Raw genomic sequence first — 19,088 nt, 5'->3', positions numbered from 1 at the left:
CTGGATCTTCAACACGAAAAAGGCCGGCTGAAATGGATCAGCCGGCCTTCAATATTAAAAAACGCTAAGCACCTGTATACAGTACTTTGGCACTATTGCAGTTGCGGCGCTTTCTGAAGAAGTTGTTTGCCTCCTCGTGCGCTGCCTCTACCTTTTAATAACCTTTCCCACAGACGTGACCATACCGGCGCTGTTTTTTATTTGGTACAGGTACACGTTGGCAGGCAGGTCAGATTTGTCGAGGGTGTTCACTCCTTTCACCAGGTAATGAGTAGCGACCAATTTACCAGACGTGTCGTAGAGCTGAAAGATGCCGCTTTCCAGGACAGAAATATGGAGCGCATCCCTAAACGGGTTCGGATAAACGTTCAGGCTTTTCATGGCAGTTTCAGCCGTCGCCAACGCTCCGAAATTCATTACTGCAAATGGCGAGAAAGTGGTGATGCCCGTCGCCGTGATGGCAAACGGACCGCTGCCGGTCACACTGCCGCTGTTTTCCTGGTTCCACTGTCCGTTGTAGTAATGTCCGACCTTGGCACCTGCCGCACTGAAGGTGGCATTCTGCTGCGCTGCATTCCAGCCGAAAGTGAGGTTTACATTACTGCCGCCCGCTGTACCTTCAGAAATATCCCAGGTAGCATTTACGGCACCGTTTGACGTATTCGCAATTCCCTCGGAGACTCTGGCCGAAAAATTGTCGGGAGTTCCGGAGTTGGAAATCGTAATCGGATTGTAGTGGTTGGCCGTTCCTATTGGTAAGGAAACCGACCCGCGTGCTGCGTTCAGATTCTGCACATTTACCGTGCCGGTGCCGTTGGTTACCATATAATGCGACGGACCGCCGTTGGCCACTTGCGCAACAGGCCCCAAATTAACTGAGTTGGCATTGAGGGTAATGTTTGCACCCAGGTTAAGGGTGCCGCCGATGTTCAGATTTCCGGAAGAAAGAATCAGTGGCGAATTCAGAGTCAGGTTACCTGCATAGGCGGGGACGTCTGCAACAACAGTAAACCCTGCAGGTACATTTACAGGATCTGTAAAGCCCGGCACGGTGCCCGCATTCCAGTTGGAAGGGTTGCTCCAGTTACCGTTCACAGAGTTGTTAAAGGTGTAGTCTCCCTTGAATTTATACAGATTCTTCGGGCTTTCTGTCACAAAATAAAGGCTGTCGCCCAGGGTGAAGAAATTCGTAGGTTTTGAAGAGTTGGAGATGGTATATGAGGAAACCGTAGTTGTACCCGGCAGCACGTCTAAAAGTCGCGCCGTATTTCCCACGGTACCGTCGCTGCGCCAGACTTCCATATTGTCGGCCACCTGATTAGAAAAATAAGGCACCATCTGGTCAAAGTCCTTATAATAGGCCGCTCCCTGATACAAAGCAAAGCTGGGACGGTTGGTATTTTTGCTGGATACCACCGTGGTGCCTGCGGCAGTACCGTCGGAGTGAATCAATCTGAAGGTTGATGGCGACTGTATGAACTCTTCGAAAAAAATGTGCCCGTTGGATACTATGGTATAGTCAACCAGATAGTTGGTGGCATCCCGGATCTTTTTGGTATTCGACAGCGTTCCGTCCGTTGTCCACACTTCATTCTGCTCAATATTGGCAGGATCCTGTTTCAGCATAAAATAAAACTTCTGGCCATCGTTCACAAAATCGAGTACATTACCATAATAAGGTTTTTTGGAATCTGCGCCACTGGCCGTCTCATAGAAAAGCTGTGTCCCGGCGGCAGTTCCGTCGGATTTCCAGATTTCGTAATTCTGCTGGTTCCAGGATGGGCCCAGATTATCCGTAGCCCAGAACAGGAATTGTCCGTTGAGGGGTTTACTGAAGTGAGAACCCACAAACCAGTTGACAGCAGCTGGATTCACCTTCACCGTACCGGCAGCCGTTCCGTTGGTCCTGTACAGAAAACCGCCAAGATCAGTTGACACCTGGCTCCGGCCGCTGAAAAAATATTCATTGTTAAGTCGGGTTCCGCCCGTTCCCCCGCCATAAATCTTTTCGCCGGTTGCGGTTAAAAGCGGCTGTGTTCCTGCCGGGGTACCATCAGTCACCCAGGCAATCTGATTGCCGTAGTAAACGGTGGCGCTTGCGGGATCGTACGCCGTGAAAATCAGCTTGTTCCCGGCAAAATTATCGTTCAATTCCTGTACTCCGCCGCGTCCAAATAAAGAAATGGGCGATACTGCACTGTAATTGATCACCGGTGTGGTTTTGTTCATGAGCTTTATGGTTCCTGCCGCGGTGCCGTCTGTGACCCACAGTTCCGTAGTCATTTCCGTGGGCGTACCCCCAGCAGAAGGGTTAAGGTGTTGTGAGCGAAGAAAATAGAGCCGGTCTGCGGTCTGATTAAAAGATCCTATGGTACTGTAGTTTCCGTTTCCGGTGGTGTAAATAGTTCCCAGGTCTTTTAACAGCTGGGTACCTGCTGAGGTTCCGTCGGTTACATAAAGTTTACATTCCTGCGGGTTGGCCGGCTTCCCGATATAATACATTTTATTGTTAAATATCTGTGGTAGTTCCACATCTTCATATTTGGGAACTTCAGCATTGGACAACTGTTTCACCAAGGTAAGCTGCGCGTTTGCGGCAGTGAATACGGCCAGGGCGATCAGTATATATATGTTTTTCATGGTTTTAGTTTTTAAGCAGTTTACCGGAAGCTATGGTTCCTCCTTTCAGATTTTTCAAAGCATAATAATAGAGTCCGGCAGGCATCACGCCCATCTCCAGCCTGTTGTTGCCTTTTTTTACCATGGCAACATCTATCACTTTTCCAGAAGCATCAAAGAGCGTGAGTGTGCCATTTTCTTCCGTTTCGACCTGAAGGTAATTACTAAACGGATTGGGATAAACGTGTACTGATGAATTGCGGACCTCCGCCGTTGCCAACGCTCCGAAATTCATTACCGCAAATGGCGAGAAAGTGGTGATGCCCGTCGCCGTGATGGCAAACGGACCGCTGCCGGTTACACTGCCGCTGTTTTCCTGGTTCCACTGTCCGTTGTAGTAATGTCCGACCTTCCCACCTGCCGCACTGAAGGTGGCATTCTGCTGCGCAGCATTCCAGCCGAAAGTGAGGTTTACATTGCTGCCGCCCGCTGTACCTTCAGAAATATCCCAGGTAGCGTTTACGGCACCGTTTGTCGTATTCGCAATTCCCTCGGAGACTCTGGCCGAAAATGTATCCGAGGTTCCGGAGTTGGAAACCGTGATGGGATTGTAGTGGTTTACCGTTCCTATGGGCAAGGAAACTGCCCCGCGTGCGGCGTTCAGATTCTGCACATTTACCGTGCCGGTGCCGTTGGTTACAATGTAATTGGCTGCACTGCCGTTGGTGATCTGTGATGAGGCACCCTTCAGGTTGATGGATCCCGTGTTCAGGGTTACCGGTGCTCCCAGGTTCAGGGCCCCGTTGAGGTTCAGATCGCCGCCGGTGAAATTAAGGGGCGAATTGAGTGTCATGTTATTCGCAAAGGCGGGTGCACTGATGACCGGGTTGAATGCCGCGGGAACAACCGCATCGTCAAACTGCAGTGGAATCATCTTACTGACCCAGTTCATGGGTGTGGACCACTGGTTATCTCCCGTACTGTTGTTAAAGGTAAAATTGTCATCAAACCGGTACAGGGCATTGTAGAGAACACCCAGATAGCTGGAAAAGGCGTAAAGATTGGTTCCGAGCCTAAAAAAGTTGGTGGCATAACTGAAGGAATTGGTGGTGGCCTGCGTGGTACCATCGGTACCGACACTTCGCCAGGGAGTGTAAAAAGCGGTATTGTAGGTGGGTTTGTTGGCAATCCACAGCGTGCCGTTCCGAACGACACCAGCGTCGGTATTATAGAAAGGTTTAGTAATCGTGGTTTTTTCCAGCGTAGACATATTAACCGCAAAAGAACTGTATACATTGGTATCGTTGGAAGCCCGCAGGAAGTACGCCATCTGGTCGTCTACATAAAAATGGGTAACCGGGTACACGCTGCCGTTATAAAGATTTATGAAGTTGGTACTTCCATCCGTTACAAGTATGTTGTGAAGCAAATTGTCATTGGTCCGGATAAACATGTAATTGGCAGTTTTGTGAAAGGTAAAATGGTCCTGTTCATTCACACCGTTTCCCGCATTGTCGCCGGAGAAATTGTAAAACACGGAGGTTCCGGCCGCGGTACCGTCAGACTGAAAGATTTCCCTTTGGAAATAGCCGGAGTTTGGTACAAATTCCTGCGTCGCCATGAAATAAATTTTATTCTTGAAAACGGTTCCCATCCGGACTGCGTTTTGGTAGGAGCCCAACAGTTGGGGTACACCTGCCTGCAGTTTATAAAATTTTGCACGCACCGTATTAATTCCGGTGTCCTGCGCAAGGAAATAGTAAGACCCGTTGTAGGCAAGGCCCACATCCCAATATTCATCGGTCATACCGGTTTCATAAGGAAGGTGCACGCCGCTCGCTCCCGCCACAGGCTGGGTTCCGGCCACAGTCCCATCTGACTGCCACAGATAAAGTGAGGTTGCATATACATTGTCTGCACCTTTCCAGAAATAAAATATGTTGCCTACATGTGAAGCCTGATAAGGTCTCTGGTAATTCTGTACCGAAGTCAGATTATGCAGTCCACTGATGTTGATACGCGCATTGGTGACGAGTTTATAGGTATTTGCCGCCGTACCGTCGGAGAACCAAAGCTCATCATTCTGCACGAAAGTAACATTGTCATAATAGCTGAATTTAATATACATACCGTTGGCGCCTTTCTTCAGACTGGCCAGGTACCAAGAAGAAGCATCAGCTGGCTTGGGCATATTGGCCACCTGAATGGTACCGGCTGCAGTGCCGTCGGTTACAATGAGATCGAAAGAACTGTTAGATCCATTTTTGAGGTAAAACAGTTTGCTGTTCCAGGTATTGTATTCATTGGCGGCAAGTGGAGCCGGAGGATTTAAATTGGCGGGAAGATCCATCACCTTGGTGAACTGTGCATTGGCAAGAATAGTTGCCAATAGGAGCGATAAAAATAAAAATGGTTTCATATTCTGTGATTTTAAGGTAAAAAACCCGCCGGAAATTCTCGGCAGGGAAGTAAAATTTAATGTCAGTTTACCGGAATGTTGGTAAAGGTGCCATAGACAGCCGTAAGTCCGCCACCGGACCAGGTCGCCTTAAAAGTTCCTGTGGCTTTGCCTGCAGCGTTGGAGGTGATCACCACTTCACCACTAACCGGCGTGGCAGGATTTCCGTCAAAATAAAATGCATTGCTCGCATTAACCGGATAGGTGCCGGGTGTGACGCCCGTAAGGTTGAATTCGAACAGCGTTCCCGATGTGGGCGTGGCGCCCGTAAACGCAAAGATGGATTTGTACTGCGTGCGGACTTCGGAAGAGCCTGCTGTTTTCAGTGGCGCGGTAGTTGAGTTTTCACGCCAGGTGAACCCGTTTACTGCGGCTGTTGGAGGATCTGCAGGATCATCATTTGCAGGGGTACAGGCAGTAATGCCGGCAAACAAAAGTGCGAACAGCATAACGTAAAAGAAAATTCCTGATTTTTTCATGATATTGATTTTTAGGTTTTTTAAAGAAAGGAAAACCACACCTGGCCTGCAGGCAGACGCAGGTGCGGAAATCACAGATTATTACTGACTTACATCCATCCGGGAAACCAACAGACGGTCACCGTTGGGAGTTTCACTAAAGAAATAGAGATAATCTCCTATTTGGATGCGGTTATGTTTACTGTACAGGTAGTATTTTTTCTTTTCCAGATCCCCCAGCGTTCTGAATTCTGATGATTTGCCGGTCGCAAGGTCCAGTTTGCCATATTCTATGCTGTAGAAAGGAGAATAGGATTTGGTGGTAGTGGTAGTAGATGTACCTGCGATAAAATTGCTGAAGGTGCTAACATCAGTATCCACATCAATGGCTTTCACCATTTCCATAATCCAATTCACGGATTTTCCGTCTTTACTTTCGATCAGATAACCCGTTGCAGGAAAATTATCGGCGGTCATGGGCGAGTTATTGAAGAAGCCTTTCTTATTTTTCTGGTCCAGCTGTACCGTATAGTTCCGGACAAGATTTCCTTCGGGTGAAAAATGGAGCAGATACATGCCTTTGTACACGCGGTCATAATTGTCGCCGCTTTTGCTGCCGGAAACCCCTGCCAGCGTACCCAGCATTTTGCCGCCGGGTATTCCTATAGCACTCCCTTCGGGTTTATAATCCTGTACACTCAGCATCATAGATCCGTCTTTCAGGATTTGAAAATTATTGGTGATAAACTTCTTGCCATCAAACTGCAGCGGTTTTTTCATATCTGCCCCGGCTACCGCTTTCTGATTCAGTTCTGCCATAGGCGTCGCCTTCACGACCGATGCAGTCTGCCCGCTGATCTTTACAATGATAAAGTCATCATACTTTTTATCATCGAGCAGATTGTCAATGGACTGCTGAGAGGGCGCCAGATCTTCCTTACCCGAAATCATATTGGCCATTTTGCCAATGCTGCCGAACATGCCACCGCTTGTAGAAGCCGCAGCCTGCTCTTCATCATCCATACTGGTAGGAGATACCGTACTTCCCAGAATCTCATCAGCAAATTTCCCGTCTTTGCGGATGCCCATTCCGTAAAGAATTACCTCTTTTCCTGTTGAGTAGGCATTGAGTATGCGGAAGCCTGCCGTAGGGGCTGTAAAACTTATCTGCTCCTTCACCATTCCTTCCGGGGAAATACGCAGATAGCTGAGTTGATTGGGCTGTCCGGCGCTGCCTTTTCCGAAAGGCTTACTGGGCGCCAGTACCACAATCCAGTCCCGCGGGAAATCATCGTTGGAAACGTCGCGGCTGTTTTCATCCAGCAAAGGTTTGGAAAAAAGCGGACGCATGGCGTGAGGTGTAGCTATGTTGGAGATTTTCCGGGCCTCGCCGGTGTTGGAGATTTTTAAGAGATACAGTGAAGTCAGCGGCGCTCCTTTGGTGTATGGATAGGCCAGCGCATAGATCGTGCTGTCTCTTTCCACTTCATAGGCGCCACCGAAGAGGTATTCGCCACCGGATTCACTGGTCAGTTTCTGCCGGTCCAGCAGTTTTATTCTCTTTACATAGTCACCCGCGAACCAGTTGTATTTTGCTTTAATTTCACGCTTCTTGAACATCATTCTGCCGGTGAGGTTGGTACTCACCGCTGCGGCAGTTGTTGTGTATTCGTCGCCTTTGAAGTTAAAGAACTTCCACTTTTTCTTCACCCTGTCCACATCCCATTCATCCTTCAGCGTATTGGTCAGGTTCGCGTCCCGGTCAAAGGAGTAGGTTTCAATCTTCACTTTTTTTCTTCCGGAAGGGAGGAAATAGACCATTTCAAACCCACCGTCAGCCAGTGGCTCCACGCCACCCAGGTATCCTTTTTTGGCCTTGCGTGAGATCTCGTAATCTTTCTCCAGAACCGAAAAGGTTGCCTGCTGGGCCTGCACCAAGGCCAAACCCATTGTAAGGCCTGCGATCAGCATTAATTTGTTTTTCATCATCTGTGTTTTTTGTGGGATAAAGGTATCACACTCCTCTCCTCCCATGTATACCCTCTAGAGGGTATTTTTACAGATTCTGAACCGGAAAATAAAGTTACTCCTGCAGCAGATCCAGGTCGTGCACGGCCTGCATGAGCCGTGGGACAGAATTGGTTTCCGTCTTGCGGTAAATATTCTTGCGGTGCGTTTCTACCGTACTTTCGCTGATGCAGAGACGGGCCGCAATTTCGCGGTTCATCAAACCCTCAATCATGAGCCTGACCACCTGTTTTTCCCTGGCCGAAAGGATGGTAACCGGCGAATCAATAATGCGGTGGCGGAATTTTGTAAGTGCTTCAGCAGCTTCATCGGAGAGGTGCAGGTCGCCACGGCGGGCATCGTGCAGCGCCTGCACCAGTTCGGCACGGTTGATTTTCTTGGACAAATAGCCGTCTATTCCAATCTTATCCACGAGCTCGTAAATGGTTTTGGGGTCACAGGTCATTGAAAGCACAATCACTTTTAAGGCAGGAAATTCCTTTTTTAATATCCGGGCACATTCGTAGCCGGTGAGATTGGGCATGAGAAGATCTGTAAGAATCAGATCGGCAACCACCTGTCCACTGCGCAGGTCTTGCAGTAAGTCCGTCCCATCCGTGTAGGTTCTTGTAATATGGATGTCGTTTTCAAGTCCGAGGAGCATTTCTATGCCATCAATAATAATTTGATGATCGTCTACAATGGCAATTTTCATGGTTTTAGCGGGATTTCCACATATATTTCAGTTCCTTTACCAGCTGAACTTTTAATCCAAGTCTGGCCTTTCAGGAAATCAATACGGGTCTGTATATTCTGCAGCCCTATACCCTCGTTGCGACGCTTAATAGCTTGAAGATCAAAACCTGCCCCGTTGTCACTAATTTTAGTGATAATTTTATCTGAGTCCTGTACTACCAGAATATCAATCTTGGTGGCCCGGGCATGTTTAAGGGTATTGTTAATACATTCCTGTACCGTTCGGTATAAGACCATCTGTATATTTTCGTCCAGCTCATTATTAAGATTCTCAATCTTAAGGTTAATTTCAATTGTGGGCGACGATGTATTTTCAATCAGTTTTCTTAAGGCCTCAGATAGTGAATTTTTTAGGAGCATATGAGGCATAATCTGATGTGAAAGGGTGCGTACATCGCTAATGGCATCCGAAAGAATCTTACGGGTTTTGTCTAATATGAGTTCAAAACGTGCCGGATCTTCCTTATAATCATTGAGTACACTTACATTCATGCCTGCCGCTGTGAGCAGCTGTCCTATACCATCATGCAGGTGCGTAGCCATTCGTTTTCTTTCATTATCCTCAGCTGCCATAACTGCCCTTGCGGCCAAATCCTGCTGTTCCAGAACTGTTCTCTGTAACTTCGCCTTCTGGCGGTGCTGGTAATTTCTGTAATATACAATTCCAATAAGTAAAACTCCCAGTAGGGCAAACAATGCAACGTTCCGTTTAAAAAGCGTTGATTTCTGCTTCTGAATCTCACTGTCTTTCTGTAAAGTCTGGTATTTCTTTTCAAGTTCGGCACTGGCTCTGCTAACCCCTGTGTTCACCAGTTCACCGTCCAGGGCGATATATTTTTCAAAGAAATGATCGGCGCTGTCTGGCTGTGCCGTGTGGTGATAGATGTTGGTGAGCAGTTTGTATGTAGAGAGCTGGTTTTCCTTGGAATTTTCCCGTTCAAAAACCGGCAGGGCTCTTAGAAGCAGGTCTTTAGCCTCGTGGTATTTTCCCTGAACAATGTAATTCTGCGCCACATCAATCCCATTGCTCTCAGTATCTACTCGGGAATTAAACGCTTCTCTTGCGAGCTGGGATGTCTGCAGATTAAGCACCGCGAGGGAATCCTTCCGCTGAAGCGTATATAAGTTACCTAAGTTTCTGGAAGCAAAGGCGATACCCTGTGTGTTGCCCACCTTACCGCAAATTTCACTGCTTTTCTTATATTGTACCTCTGCCGCCGCGTAAGATTTCTGCATCTGCAGGGCTTTGCCCAGATTAAGGTAATTTTCACAAAGTTTGTTTTCTATTTCTGTGGTCCTGTCCTGGCTTTCAAAATAGGCAATGGCTTCCGAAATGTACTTCACCGCCCTGCGATTGTCCTTCAGATCTACATACAGCAGCCCGATGTTGCCTTTGGTGATGTTGATGTTTTTCACATCATTTTTCTCCTCAAAGAATTTAAGAGCTTCAAGGTACATTTTCATGGCTTTGCTGTACTGAAAATTGCTTTGATACACCGAGGCCAGGTTGTTGTTGAGTTTTGCGATGCCCGCGGCATTGTTCTGTTTCTTCCGGATCTCGTAGGATTTCAGGTAGTTTTTCTCGGCATTTCTGAAGTCATTATTGCGGAAGTGTACTGCTCCCAGGTCACTGTATACCTGTGCCAGAAGCACCGAATCCTTCAGTTTGCCGGTGGTCGAAACAGCACGGCGCCCATAGGCCAGTGCAGAATCTACCGAAACGCTGGCATAATACCAGGTTAGATCGGCGTAAATTACTGCCTTTCTCCTCTCATCCGGATTATTCTTCAGATCCCCTTTCAGATTGGAAATAATTTCATTCAGGTTCTGAGCACTTACCGGGCGTGAAAAACCGGTAAGAATAAGCACTAAAAAAAACAGGAAAAGCTTTTTCCCTATAATTTCGGATTTTAACAATGAATAGTTATTCGTCGAAAGGAAAAAAAATCCGATTTGTTTCATATCTGTTTAGTGCATCAATACTAAATATAAAGTTAATAATTAACCTTAAAAAACCTCAGCAAAAAGATATTTTAGATTAGATTTAAATAATATTAGATCTTAGAACAGTCGGTCATCCTTAGACACTGCAGCGTTTCCATCACCTGACAAATCTAGATAAATTGCTATCTTTGGGCACATTGAAAATTCATCTATGGAAACCCAAAAATATTCTCCTAAAAACAAAATACGGATTGTAACTGCTGCTGCGCTCTTCGACGGGCACGATGCGGCTATCAATATCATGCGCCGCGTGATCCAGGCCACGGGTGTGGAAGTGATTCACCTGGGCCACGACAAATCTGCTGAGGAAGTAGTGAACTGTGCGGTGCAGGAAGATGCAAATGCCATTGCGCTAACTTCTTACCAAGGTGGACATAACGAGTATTTTAAATATATCTACGATCTTTTGAAGGAGAAAAATGCCTCACACATCAGGATTTTCGGTGGCGGTGGAGGTGTAATCCTTCCGGAGGAAATCAAAGATCTGATGGATTATGGTATTACCCGAATTTATTCGCCTGATGACGGCCGCGAACTTGGCCTGCAGGGCATGATTGACGATCTGGTTCAGAAATCCGACTACGCGACGGGAGAAAATGTTACCGTAGAAAATTTAGATAAAATAAGCTTTGACGATGCCAGGTCGATTGCTGAAGTGATTTCAGCGGTTGAAAATTTCTCCGAAAGCAAAACCGATTTGGTTAAAGAAATAGACGCCAGAGCTGAAAATTCCACAATCCCGATTATTGGCATCACCGGAACCGGAGGTGCAGGGAAATCCTCATTAACCGACGAACTTGTTAGAAGATTCCTAAGGTCCAACCCTGAGAAAAAAATCGCCATTATCTCCATAGACCCGTCCAAGAAGAAAACAGGCGGTGCATTGCTTGGCGACAGGATCCGTATGAATTCAATCAACGATTCGCGTGTTTACATGCGCTCGATGGCAACGCGTGAGAATAATGTTTCAGTTTCGCCGTATATCCATTCGGCTTTAAATGTCCTGAAAATTTCAAAACCCGATGTCATAGTCCTGGAAACTTCAGGTATTGGACAGTCCGGTTCGGAAATTACTGAAATCGCTGATGTTTCCATGTACGTGATGACGCCGGAATACGGCGCCTCTACCCAGCTGGAGAAAATTGACATGCTGGATTATGCCGATTTAATCGCTTTGAACAAGTCGGATAAACGCGGTGCTCTGGACGCGCTTCAGGCGGTTAAAAAGCAATATCAGCGAAACCATGTACTCTTCGAGCAGCCGCTGGAAGAAATGCCGGTTTATTCCACAAAAGCCAGCCAGTTCAACGATTGGGGAACTACAGAGCTTTATAACGAATTGATTAAAAAAGTAAATGCAAAGTTCGAAGGTTTAAATTTCAGCGAATACGAGGAGCAAAATGTTTCAGAGGAAACGACCATTATTCCGCCGAAAAGAGTCCGCTACCTGTCTGAAATAGTGGACACGAACCGTGCATACGATAAAGAAGTAGAAAACCAGGCACTCATCGCCAAGAAGATGTACCTCGTGGAGGGCGCGAAAGCACTTATACAGGACGACCAGCATACGCATGACAAGCTTGAAAAAGTTTTCCTGAAAACCAAAAAAGAACTTTCCGAAGAAAACGCAGCCTTCCTGCACGGCTGGCATCATTTCAAAGAAGAACTGGAAGCGGATACTTACTCCTACTTTGTGCGCGGAAAAGAAATTAAAGTTCAAACCAAGTCTGAAACGCTGTCGCACCTTAAGATTCCAAAGATCGCTTTGCCAAAATTCCAGGATTGGGGCGACCTCATCCGTTGGAAAGGCCAGGAAAATGTTCCCGGATCCTTCCCTTTTACTGCGGGAATCTACCCTTTTAAAAGAACAGGTGAAGACCCTACAAGAATGTTTGCCGGCGAAGGCGGACCGGAAAGGACCAACCGCAGATTCCATTATGTTTCGGCGGAGATGGACGCCAAAAGGCTTTCCACCGCATTTGATTCGGTGACACTTTATGGTCAGGATCCTGCCTTGCCACCGGATATCTACGGTAAGATCGGTAACGCGGGAGTTTCCATCGCTACGCTGGATGATGCGAAGAAACTTTACTCCGGTTTTGATTTGGTGAATGCCATGACTTCGGTATCTATGACCATCAACGGTCCGGCGCCGATGCTGCTCGCATTTTTCATGAATGCCGCCATTGACCAGAACTGTGAGAAATATATTGAAGAAAATAAAATTTGGGATAAAGTTGAGGCCAGACTCAAAGAAAAATTTGACGATAAAGGACTGAACCGCCCAACTTACAGCGGTGAACTTCCGCCATCCAATAACGGCTTAGGGTTAAAATTACTTGGTTTGACAGGTGATGAAATTCTTGAGGCTGACGTTTACGCTAAGATCAAGGCGGAAACCATCGCTACGGTTCGTGGAACTGTTCAGGCGGATATCCTGAAAGAAGACCAGGCTCAGAACACGTGTATTTTCTCAACGGAATTTGCGTTGAGACTGATGGGTGACGTTCAGGAATACTTCATTAAAGAAAAAGTCAGGAACTTCTATTCGGTTTCCATTTCAGGTTACCATATTGCTGAAGCCGGTGCCAACCCAATTTCGCAGCTTGCCTTTACTCTGGCCAACGGTTTCACTTATGTGGAATACTACCTGAGCCGCGGCATGGACATCAATGATTTTGCGCCGAACCTGTCGTTCTTCTTTTCCAACGGTATCGATCCGGAATATGCGGTAATCGGACGTGTAGCCAGAAGAATCTGGGCCAAGGCGATGCGCGAAAAATACAACGCCAACGAAAGAAGCCAGATGCTGAAATATCACATCCAGACTTCCGGTCGTTCGCTGCACGCGCAGGAAATTGATTTTAATGATATCAGGACTTCTCTGCAGGCGCTTTACGCCATCTATGACAACTGTAACTCACTCCATACCAATGCTTATGACGAAGCCATTACGACGCCAACTGAAGAATCGGTAAGACGTGCGATGGCTATCCAGCTGATCATCAATAAAGAACTCGGTCTGGCTAAAAATGAGAATCCATTACAGGGTTCATTCATCATTGAAGAACTTACTGATTTGGTGGAAGAAGCTGTCTATGCTGAATTTGACAGGATTACGGAAAGAGGCGGAGTGCTTGGTGCAATGGAAACGATGTACCAGCGTTCCAAGATCCAGGAAGAATCCATGCATTACGAATGGCTGAAACATACGGGTGAATATCCGATTATCGGCGTAAATACTTTCCTGGGTAAAGACGGTTCACCAACTGTTTTACCGGGCGAAGTAATCCGTTCTACCGAAGAAGAGAAGCAGATGCAGATCAAAAACCTGCACAATTACCAAAGTGCAAATTCCGACAATACGCAAAACGCACTGAAATCTCTTCAGCACGGCGCCATCAACCAGCAGAATTTATTTGAACTCATGATGGAAGCGGTAAAATACTGTTCTCTGGGTCAGATTACCAATGCGCTCTTTGAAGTGGGTGGTATGTACAGAAGGAATATGTAGTTGAGATAGAAACTAGAAGTTAGAGGTTAGAGGTTAGAAGAGAGACTGAAGATTCTGGCCATTTAGTATAAGTATAAAAAACCGTGTCGGGCCTTGCCTGACACGGTTTTTTATTTAGCCCTGATTGAGCGGTTTGTTTGAGCTCTTTACCTTTGGGCGGCGGCTTCGCCGCCGCACCAGGGAAAAAGCGAGCCGCGAAAGCAGGTTCCCGGCTCCAAAAATCAATTCATAAATGACCGGCAAGCTTCCGCACATTCGCGGCAGGCACGGGCACATTCCCGGCAATGATCATGTTCGTGTTTCTCACACTCTGCTGCGCATTCGCCGCAAATCCTGATGCACACTTCCAGCAAATCAACCATGTTGGTGTATTGCGTAGCCGCCACCTGATGCACCGCCGTACACACTGCCGCGCAAACACGGTCCGTACGGATGCAGTTCACCATATGATGCACATGTTCTTCTTCCAGACATGCATCTGCGCAGTGATTACACGCCGCAATGCAGGCCGACAGTTTCTCTAATAACATTTCATTGTTCATAATTCTGCTTTTTGACTGGTAAGGATGCAACAAGGTTCCTGCCATGATGCAGAAATAAAATGTGTACCTTAATTTTCAGTCGGCATATCAACTTCTGCCACGGTTTTTGCTGTATGGTGGCCAACAATCCTATTCCTATTTTGAAGCTATATTTACCTTTCCTTTTACTGTCCTTCCTTTTCGCGTGTAAACCCGATGTACCCGCCACTCAGGACCTTTCAGCTACACAAATTCCTGCCAAAGATACCCTCGTCAGCTGGGAACGAAAGAAAACGCTGAAGCCGCTGCTCGACTCTGTTTTTGCGGAGACTCAGTTTAACGGCATTATTTCGGTGTACCGGGAATCTGAAAAGTATTATGAGAAAAGCCTCGGATTTGAAGATTTCAAAACCAAAGAACAGTTGGACAGCAATTCGGTATTCGCCATAGGATCAGTAAGCAAACAGTTTGCAGGCGCTATTATTTTGCTTTTGGAGGAAAAAGGAAAACTGAGCACCTCGGACAGAATATCGAAATACTTGCCGGAATACCGAAGCAAGACATTTGAAGATATTACCATTCATCATTTACTCACGCATACTTCCGGAATCAGTGATCTGGGGCCAGGTTTGCAATCTGAACCGGGTGCAGAGTTCAATTATTCAAATAAAGGGTACCGCTTACTCGGGGAGATTGCAGAGGCAGCATCCGGCAAGTCTTACGATGCAAATGCCCGTGAGCTTTTTGCGAAAGCAGGACTTACCGCGACATATACTGCTGAGAACTTTACCGGAAAAAATCTGGCCGGCGCACATACCGGTCCCCCCAGCAATACCACCCCGGTGCCGAATATGCCACAACGACTGGCCCATGGTTCCATCTCCACGGCAGCTGGTGGACTGCTGTCCACAGTATATGATCTGCACCGGTGGAATTTTGAGCTGTATTCAGGCAAAATCCTTGCTCCCGTGTCTCTTCAAAAGTTTCTGAAACAAAGCGCAAATATGAATCATCCTATTCTGGGTTCTGTAGGTTATGGCCATGGTATCATGCTTGGCGCTGCGCCAAAGACCTATCTTCATTCGGGCTATGTAAAAGGATCTCCTTCACTCACTTTATATTATCCGCAAAGCAGGACCTCGGTGGTTATCCTATCTAATACAGCCGATACAGGAAAAGGCAAGAAAGCAATTTTCCGGCCCCATACGAGGGTGAAGCAGATAGTGGACAGCCTGGAAGTGACGTGGAAACATTAATGGTCTAAAGCATGTCTAGAAGAAGGCTTCTATAATTTCATCAGCACTCACCTTACCAAAATAGTCAGTCAGGTTCAGTTCTGAAAACAGTTCCCGGAGATCCTTTTCCTCATGTTTCTTACCGATCAACCTGTTTTCCAGTTCTTCAATAGGGTGGGCCGCGAAAAAGTCGCCGAAAATTTTGGCTTTTTCTATTACACCTTTCACCACATCAAGATGGACTTCAATAAATCCTGCCGGAACTTTAATGGCTTTCCGGTAATTGTAATTGGGCGAGAAGCCGAAATTCCAGTCCCAGGTTTCATATTTCTCCGCCACCAGTTTTTCGATCCGGGCCACATCGTCCTCCGTAAGACTGTACCTTTTGGCGCCTGGATTATTTCTGAGGATTTCTTCGGTAAGAAGATTTTTCATTTCCTCAGTGCCGGTTCCCCCTGGTAAATATTCCTTCAGGTTCACCACACGTGCGCGGTTGGACTTGGTAGCTTTATCAATAAATTTGAGTGGATTCACCTTCAGCGCCTGGGCCAGGATTTCCATCTCTGAGTCAATGAGTATTGTTCCGTGCTGAATCATCTTTCCCTGGCGCGCCAGTTTGGCATTACCGCTGAACTTCCGCCCGTCAACGAGTAAATCGTTGCGGCCCTGCAGCACGGCGGGAACACCTAATCTGTCCAGCAGCGTAAGCACGGGTTCGGTGAAAACAGAAAAGTCCATAAAGTCGTGCTTACCCAACACGGTATGAAAACTGAAGTTCAGGTTTCCCAAATCATGATAAACTGTGCCGCCACCGGACATCCTGCGCACCACCTTAATTCCTTTTTCCTTTACATAATCCAAATTGATCTCAGCCAGGGTATTCTGGAATTTTCCCACGATAATGGACGGAGCATTTACATAAAGCAGAAAGAGATCCTGTGTCGGAAATCTTGTTAAGAGAAATTCTTCTGCAGCAATATTAAAATAAGCATTGTTGGATGGTGAATCAATAATATACATGCGGAGTGTTTGCAGCAAAATTACTGATTTTCGGGGAGCTGACTGCAGGTGTTGAAAGCCAAAAAAAGGCCGCCTGAGTTGCAGCAGCCTTTATTTTACAATTGGGAATATGAAGATGATGGGGTGACAGAATATTGTATAGGCTTAAATGATCCGCCATTGCTGTCTTCGGCAGAACAGGCGGTGAGGCAGACCAACAGATCCATCATGGCCTCAAACTTTACATAATCGCCGGGTTTGGAAGTCGGCGGAAGTACGGAAATCTTACCTTTTGCATCAAACTGAACATTCATAAAGATATTGAAGGCGGTAGGGATCTCATCCTGTGACAGCCCCATTGGTTCCAGGTTTTTTGTAAGATTTTCCAGACAGCTAGGATGATAGCCCTCATGCCTGTACATGATTTCAAAAGTTTCCTTACTGCAGGGCGCGAGCAGAAAATCATTGCGGCCATTGGTATCTTCCAAAATCTTCATCATTTTACGTGACCGGTTGCTCCAAAGATAATTTCCTGTTGTCAGCAATATGCTTTCCTCAAAATCAAGCGATTTACCGGAAGAGATTTTTTCGCCGTGGTCATGGCGGTTAAACAAAACCATATCACTTACCTGCATTCCCATTGGGTCGGTAACGGTAAGTATATCCCCTTTATTAAGTATAAATGCTTTCCCGGTTTGTTTTTCAATAGTGTGTGTATGCTGCATTATTTGCTGTGTTTATGATGAAAGGGACATTTCCAGCTGTCTTCCACGTGGCGGCCACTGTACTGTTTGGTCTCCGCATCTTCACCGAAATCTTTCAGTACAGGGTTAATGCTGCCCTGGAGTTTTTCATCGTTTTTACGAACCATATCTCTTACTTTATCGTACGTTCCCATTTCCCGAAGTTTCTCAAACTGAGAATGGAGATTAAATACTAAAGTGGTATAAGGTGCCTGCCGTGCCATGCGCGAACTTGCCGGATGCAGACCAATCACATAAAATGCGTGGCCTAAAAGGCTGAAACTGAAATTTGAATCGTTAGGATCGCTGCTTACGTTACTGTCCCAGTTTTCAGGATCTTTATCATGAAGCTTTTGAAGGAGTTGCCAAAGTGCGTTTTCGTAAGTCAGCTCCTCACTGAAAGAGTCATTTGGAAAAACAGCCACAAAGGAGCGGAAATCCGTAGTTCCAATTTTAGTACACTGTATGTAATTTTTTAAATCGGCGATAATATTTTCTGCAGTTTTACTGCTTAGCATTTCTTCATAAGCATGAAGGTCATAGTTGTTCATTTTGAAGAGTGACTTTGCCATAATACAGGGATGATCACTTTTTAAAATGAATTCCTGATAAGCATTATCTATCTGTCGCAGGTCAATGCCTGAGGGTGTTAAGACTTCCATAAAACTATATTTTAATGTTAAGATGGTGCGGCTGTGATAGCCGGAGACTATTTTCTATACAAGTATAATACCATTGCACATCAAATACTTACACTTCAAAAATACCGGGAATTATGACTTTTGACAACGCAAAAGAGGCGGGCTATTATTAGCCAGCCAGCGAGACTGCAGTACAAAATTTTGATTATCCGCCCAAGGTCTGCCGTATCCCCTCAAGAAATGCCTGATACCGGTCAGGACTGATTCTGTTGGCAAATCCGGGAATATGCGGACTCTGCTTCAACAGATCTTCTGTAGATCTGTTTTCTTGAATTGCTTTTTGTACATATTGAGTGGACGCTTCCAAAAATCCGGCCATCTCTGCGAGGTCAGCCTTACGTCCCACGGTTAATTCCGGGGTATTGGCATGTCCGAATATAAATATGGTGTCATTATCAAATTTTGACTGTGCCATTTCAAGCACGCGTACCCAATTGCGGGAATCGGAACCGTCGGCAGTTCGGTACACCGGTATCATATTGATGAACATAAGGTCGCCCATGTGAACTACGTTATCAGTTTCAAAATGGTACATGGCATCGCCGTAAGTGTGGCCGTTGCCGAAGTGATAGGCTGTAATCCTCTCCCTTCCGGCTTTAATACTGTGCTCCTTATCAAAAAGAACTTTTGGGTAACGCTGTTCCGTTAGTTTATTGCTTTTTTCAGCGGCCAGGCGCTGCAGTTCAGGGACGCGGCGGTGCGCCACGATTTTGGTGTCCGGAGCTTTAAAAGCAAAATTTCCGGAAGTATGATCTCCATGGTGATGGGTATTGCAGAGGTACAGAACCGGTTTGCCTTTGGCAGAAATTCCGTCCAGAATGGACTGTATGGCATCCGGAAACTGGGAATCTATTACAATAAATCCATCTTCAGTTTCCAACAGGCCCACGGTACCGCCACGGTTGGTAAACCGGCTAACGTTCCCGCGCACTTTTTTAAGGCTACCTGTAGTTGGCACAAAGGGTTCATAAACTGTACGGGAGGCAGCACAGCTAAGAAATCCGGGCATGATGGCCAAACCCAGTCCGGCAGAGAAGGTGGTGGCAAGAAACTGTTTACGGTCCATAGGATAA

The 19,088-nt window shown here is 46.4% G+C and carries 13 protein-coding genes; 2 read left to right on the top strand and 11 right to left on the bottom strand.

Translation table 11 applies throughout. From position 1 onward, the window contains the following. Nucleotides 1-147: 147 nt before the first annotated feature. From P0M11_RS00165 to P0M11_RS00140, 6 genes are all read right to left on the bottom strand, one after another. Nucleotides 148-2,640, bottom strand: coding sequence for a T9SS type A sorting domain-containing protein (locus tag P0M11_RS00165; RefSeq protein WP_275623928.1), 2,493 nt, complete (start codon nt 2,638-2,640; stop codon nt 148-150). Between the two features lie 4 nt (nt 2,641-2,644). Next, nucleotides 2,645-5,038, bottom strand: a complete 2,394-nt coding sequence (locus P0M11_RS00160; protein ID WP_275623927.1) for a T9SS type A sorting domain-containing protein — start codon at nt 5,036-5,038, stop codon at nt 2,645-2,647. Nucleotides 5,039-5,100: 62 nt separating this feature from the next. Further along, entirely contained in the window at nt 5,101-5,556 is a 456-nt protein-coding gene (locus P0M11_RS00155; RefSeq protein WP_275623926.1) for a hypothetical protein, read from the bottom strand. 81 nt (nt 5,557-5,637) lie between these two features. Next, nucleotides 5,638-7,524: a hypothetical protein gene (locus tag P0M11_RS00150; RefSeq protein WP_275623925.1), complete on the bottom strand. Its 1,887-nt coding sequence runs from the start codon at nt 7,522-7,524 to the stop codon at nt 5,638-5,640. Nucleotides 7,525-7,618: 94 nt separating this feature from the next. Then, nucleotides 7,619-8,257 (bottom strand): response regulator transcription factor, encoded by a 639-nt coding sequence (locus tag P0M11_RS00145; protein WP_275623924.1) that lies wholly within the window; start codon nt 8,255-8,257, stop codon nt 7,619-7,621. Next, nucleotides 8,254-10,260: a sensor histidine kinase gene (locus tag P0M11_RS00140; RefSeq protein WP_275623923.1), complete on the bottom strand. Its 2,007-nt coding sequence runs from the start codon at nt 10,258-10,260 to the stop codon at nt 8,254-8,256. Before P0M11_RS00140 ends, P0M11_RS00145 begins: the two co-directional genes overlap by 4 nt. A 193-nt stretch (nt 10,261-10,453) precedes the next feature. Here P0M11_RS00140 and P0M11_RS00135 point away from each other — a divergent pair, with 193 nt between their 5' ends. Beyond that, complete coding sequence (locus tag P0M11_RS00135; RefSeq protein WP_275623922.1) at nt 10,454-13,816, top strand: methylmalonyl-CoA mutase family protein; 3,363 nt, start codon at nt 10,454-10,456, stop codon at nt 13,814-13,816. 221 nt (nt 13,817-14,037) lie between these two features. Here P0M11_RS00135 and P0M11_RS00130 read toward each other — a convergent pair whose 3' ends face one another. Further along, on the bottom strand, nt 14,038-14,358 hold the full coding sequence (locus P0M11_RS00130) for a four-helix bundle copper-binding protein (RefSeq protein WP_275623921.1): 321 nt from the start codon (nt 14,356-14,358) through the stop codon (nt 14,038-14,040). Nucleotides 14,359-14,498: 140 nt separating this feature from the next. On the opposite strand from P0M11_RS00130, the gene P0M11_RS00125 reads away from it, so the two are divergent. Beyond that, complete coding sequence (locus P0M11_RS00125) at nt 14,499-15,593, top strand: serine hydrolase domain-containing protein (protein WP_275623920.1); 1,095 nt, start codon at nt 14,499-14,501, stop codon at nt 15,591-15,593. A 15-nt stretch (nt 15,594-15,608) separates the two neighbouring features. Here the strand turns inward: P0M11_RS00125 and P0M11_RS00120 are convergent, their stop codons facing one another. The 4 genes from P0M11_RS00120 to P0M11_RS00105 form a co-directional block, all read right to left on the bottom strand. Continuing rightward, nucleotides 15,609-16,592: a lipoate--protein ligase gene (locus P0M11_RS00120; RefSeq protein ID WP_275623919.1), complete on the bottom strand. Its 984-nt coding sequence runs from the start codon at nt 16,590-16,592 to the stop codon at nt 15,609-15,611. 95 nt (nt 16,593-16,687) lie between these two features. Then, nucleotides 16,688-17,296, bottom strand: coding sequence for an urea carboxylase-associated family protein (locus P0M11_RS00115; RefSeq protein ID WP_275623918.1), 609 nt, complete (start codon nt 17,294-17,296; stop codon nt 16,688-16,690). Next, nucleotides 17,296-17,976: a guanitoxin biosynthesis heme-dependent pre-guanitoxin N-hydroxylase GntA gene (gntA, locus tag P0M11_RS00110; RefSeq protein ID WP_275623917.1), complete on the bottom strand. Its 681-nt coding sequence runs from the start codon at nt 17,974-17,976 to the stop codon at nt 17,296-17,298. Before gntA ends, P0M11_RS00115 begins: the two co-directional genes overlap by 1 nt. 184 nt (nt 17,977-18,160) lie before the next feature. Then, on the bottom strand, nt 18,161-19,081 hold the full coding sequence (locus P0M11_RS00105; protein WP_275623916.1) for an MBL fold metallo-hydrolase: 921 nt from the start codon (nt 19,079-19,081) through the stop codon (nt 18,161-18,163). Nucleotides 19,082-19,088 lie beyond the last annotated feature (7 nt).

Source organism: Kaistella sp. PBT33-4 (assembly GCF_029194425.1).
In the GTDB taxonomy this organism is placed as follows: domain Bacteria; phylum Bacteroidota; class Bacteroidia; order Flavobacteriales; family Weeksellaceae; genus Marnyiella.
This window is presented reverse-complemented; position numbering and strand designations above follow the sequence as displayed.

Bases quoted from the DNA above. Each gene is read 5' to 3' on its own strand.
- P0M11_RS00165 (WP_275623928.1), bottom strand. From the start codon at position 2,640: ATGAAAAACATATATATACTGATCGCCCTGGCCGTATTCACTGCCGCA.
- P0M11_RS00160 (WP_275623927.1), bottom strand. From the start codon at position 5,038: ATGAAACCATTTTTATTTTTATCGCTCCTATTGGCAACTATTCTTGCC.
- P0M11_RS00155 (WP_275623926.1), bottom strand. From the start codon at position 5,556: ATGAAAAAATCAGGAATTTTCTTTTACGTTATGCTGTTCGCACTTTTG.
- P0M11_RS00150 (WP_275623925.1), bottom strand. From the start codon at position 7,524: ATGATGAAAAACAAATTAATGCTGATCGCAGGCCTTACAATGGGTTTG.
- P0M11_RS00145 (WP_275623924.1), bottom strand. From the start codon at position 8,257: ATGAAAATTGCCATTGTAGACGATCATCAAATTATTATTGATGGCATA.
- P0M11_RS00140 (WP_275623923.1), bottom strand. From the start codon at position 10,260: ATGAAACAAATCGGATTTTTTTTCCTTTCGACGAATAACTATTCATTG.
- P0M11_RS00135 (WP_275623922.1), top strand. From the start codon at position 10,454: ATGGAAACCCAAAAATATTCTCCTAAAAACAAAATACGGATTGTAACT.
- P0M11_RS00130 (WP_275623921.1), bottom strand. From the start codon at position 14,358: ATGAACAATGAAATGTTATTAGAGAAACTGTCGGCCTGCATTGCGGCG.
- P0M11_RS00120 (WP_275623919.1), bottom strand. From the start codon at position 16,592: ATGTATATTATTGATTCACCATCCAACAATGCTTATTTTAATATTGCT.
- P0M11_RS00115 (WP_275623918.1), bottom strand. From the start codon at position 17,296: ATGCAGCATACACACACTATTGAAAAACAAACCGGGAAAGCATTTATA.
- gntA (WP_275623917.1), bottom strand. From the start codon at position 17,976: ATGGAAGTCTTAACACCCTCAGGCATTGACCTGCGACAGATAGATAAT.
- P0M11_RS00105 (WP_275623916.1), bottom strand. From the start codon at position 19,081: ATGGACCGTAAACAGTTTCTTGCCACCACCTTCTCTGCCGGACTGGGT.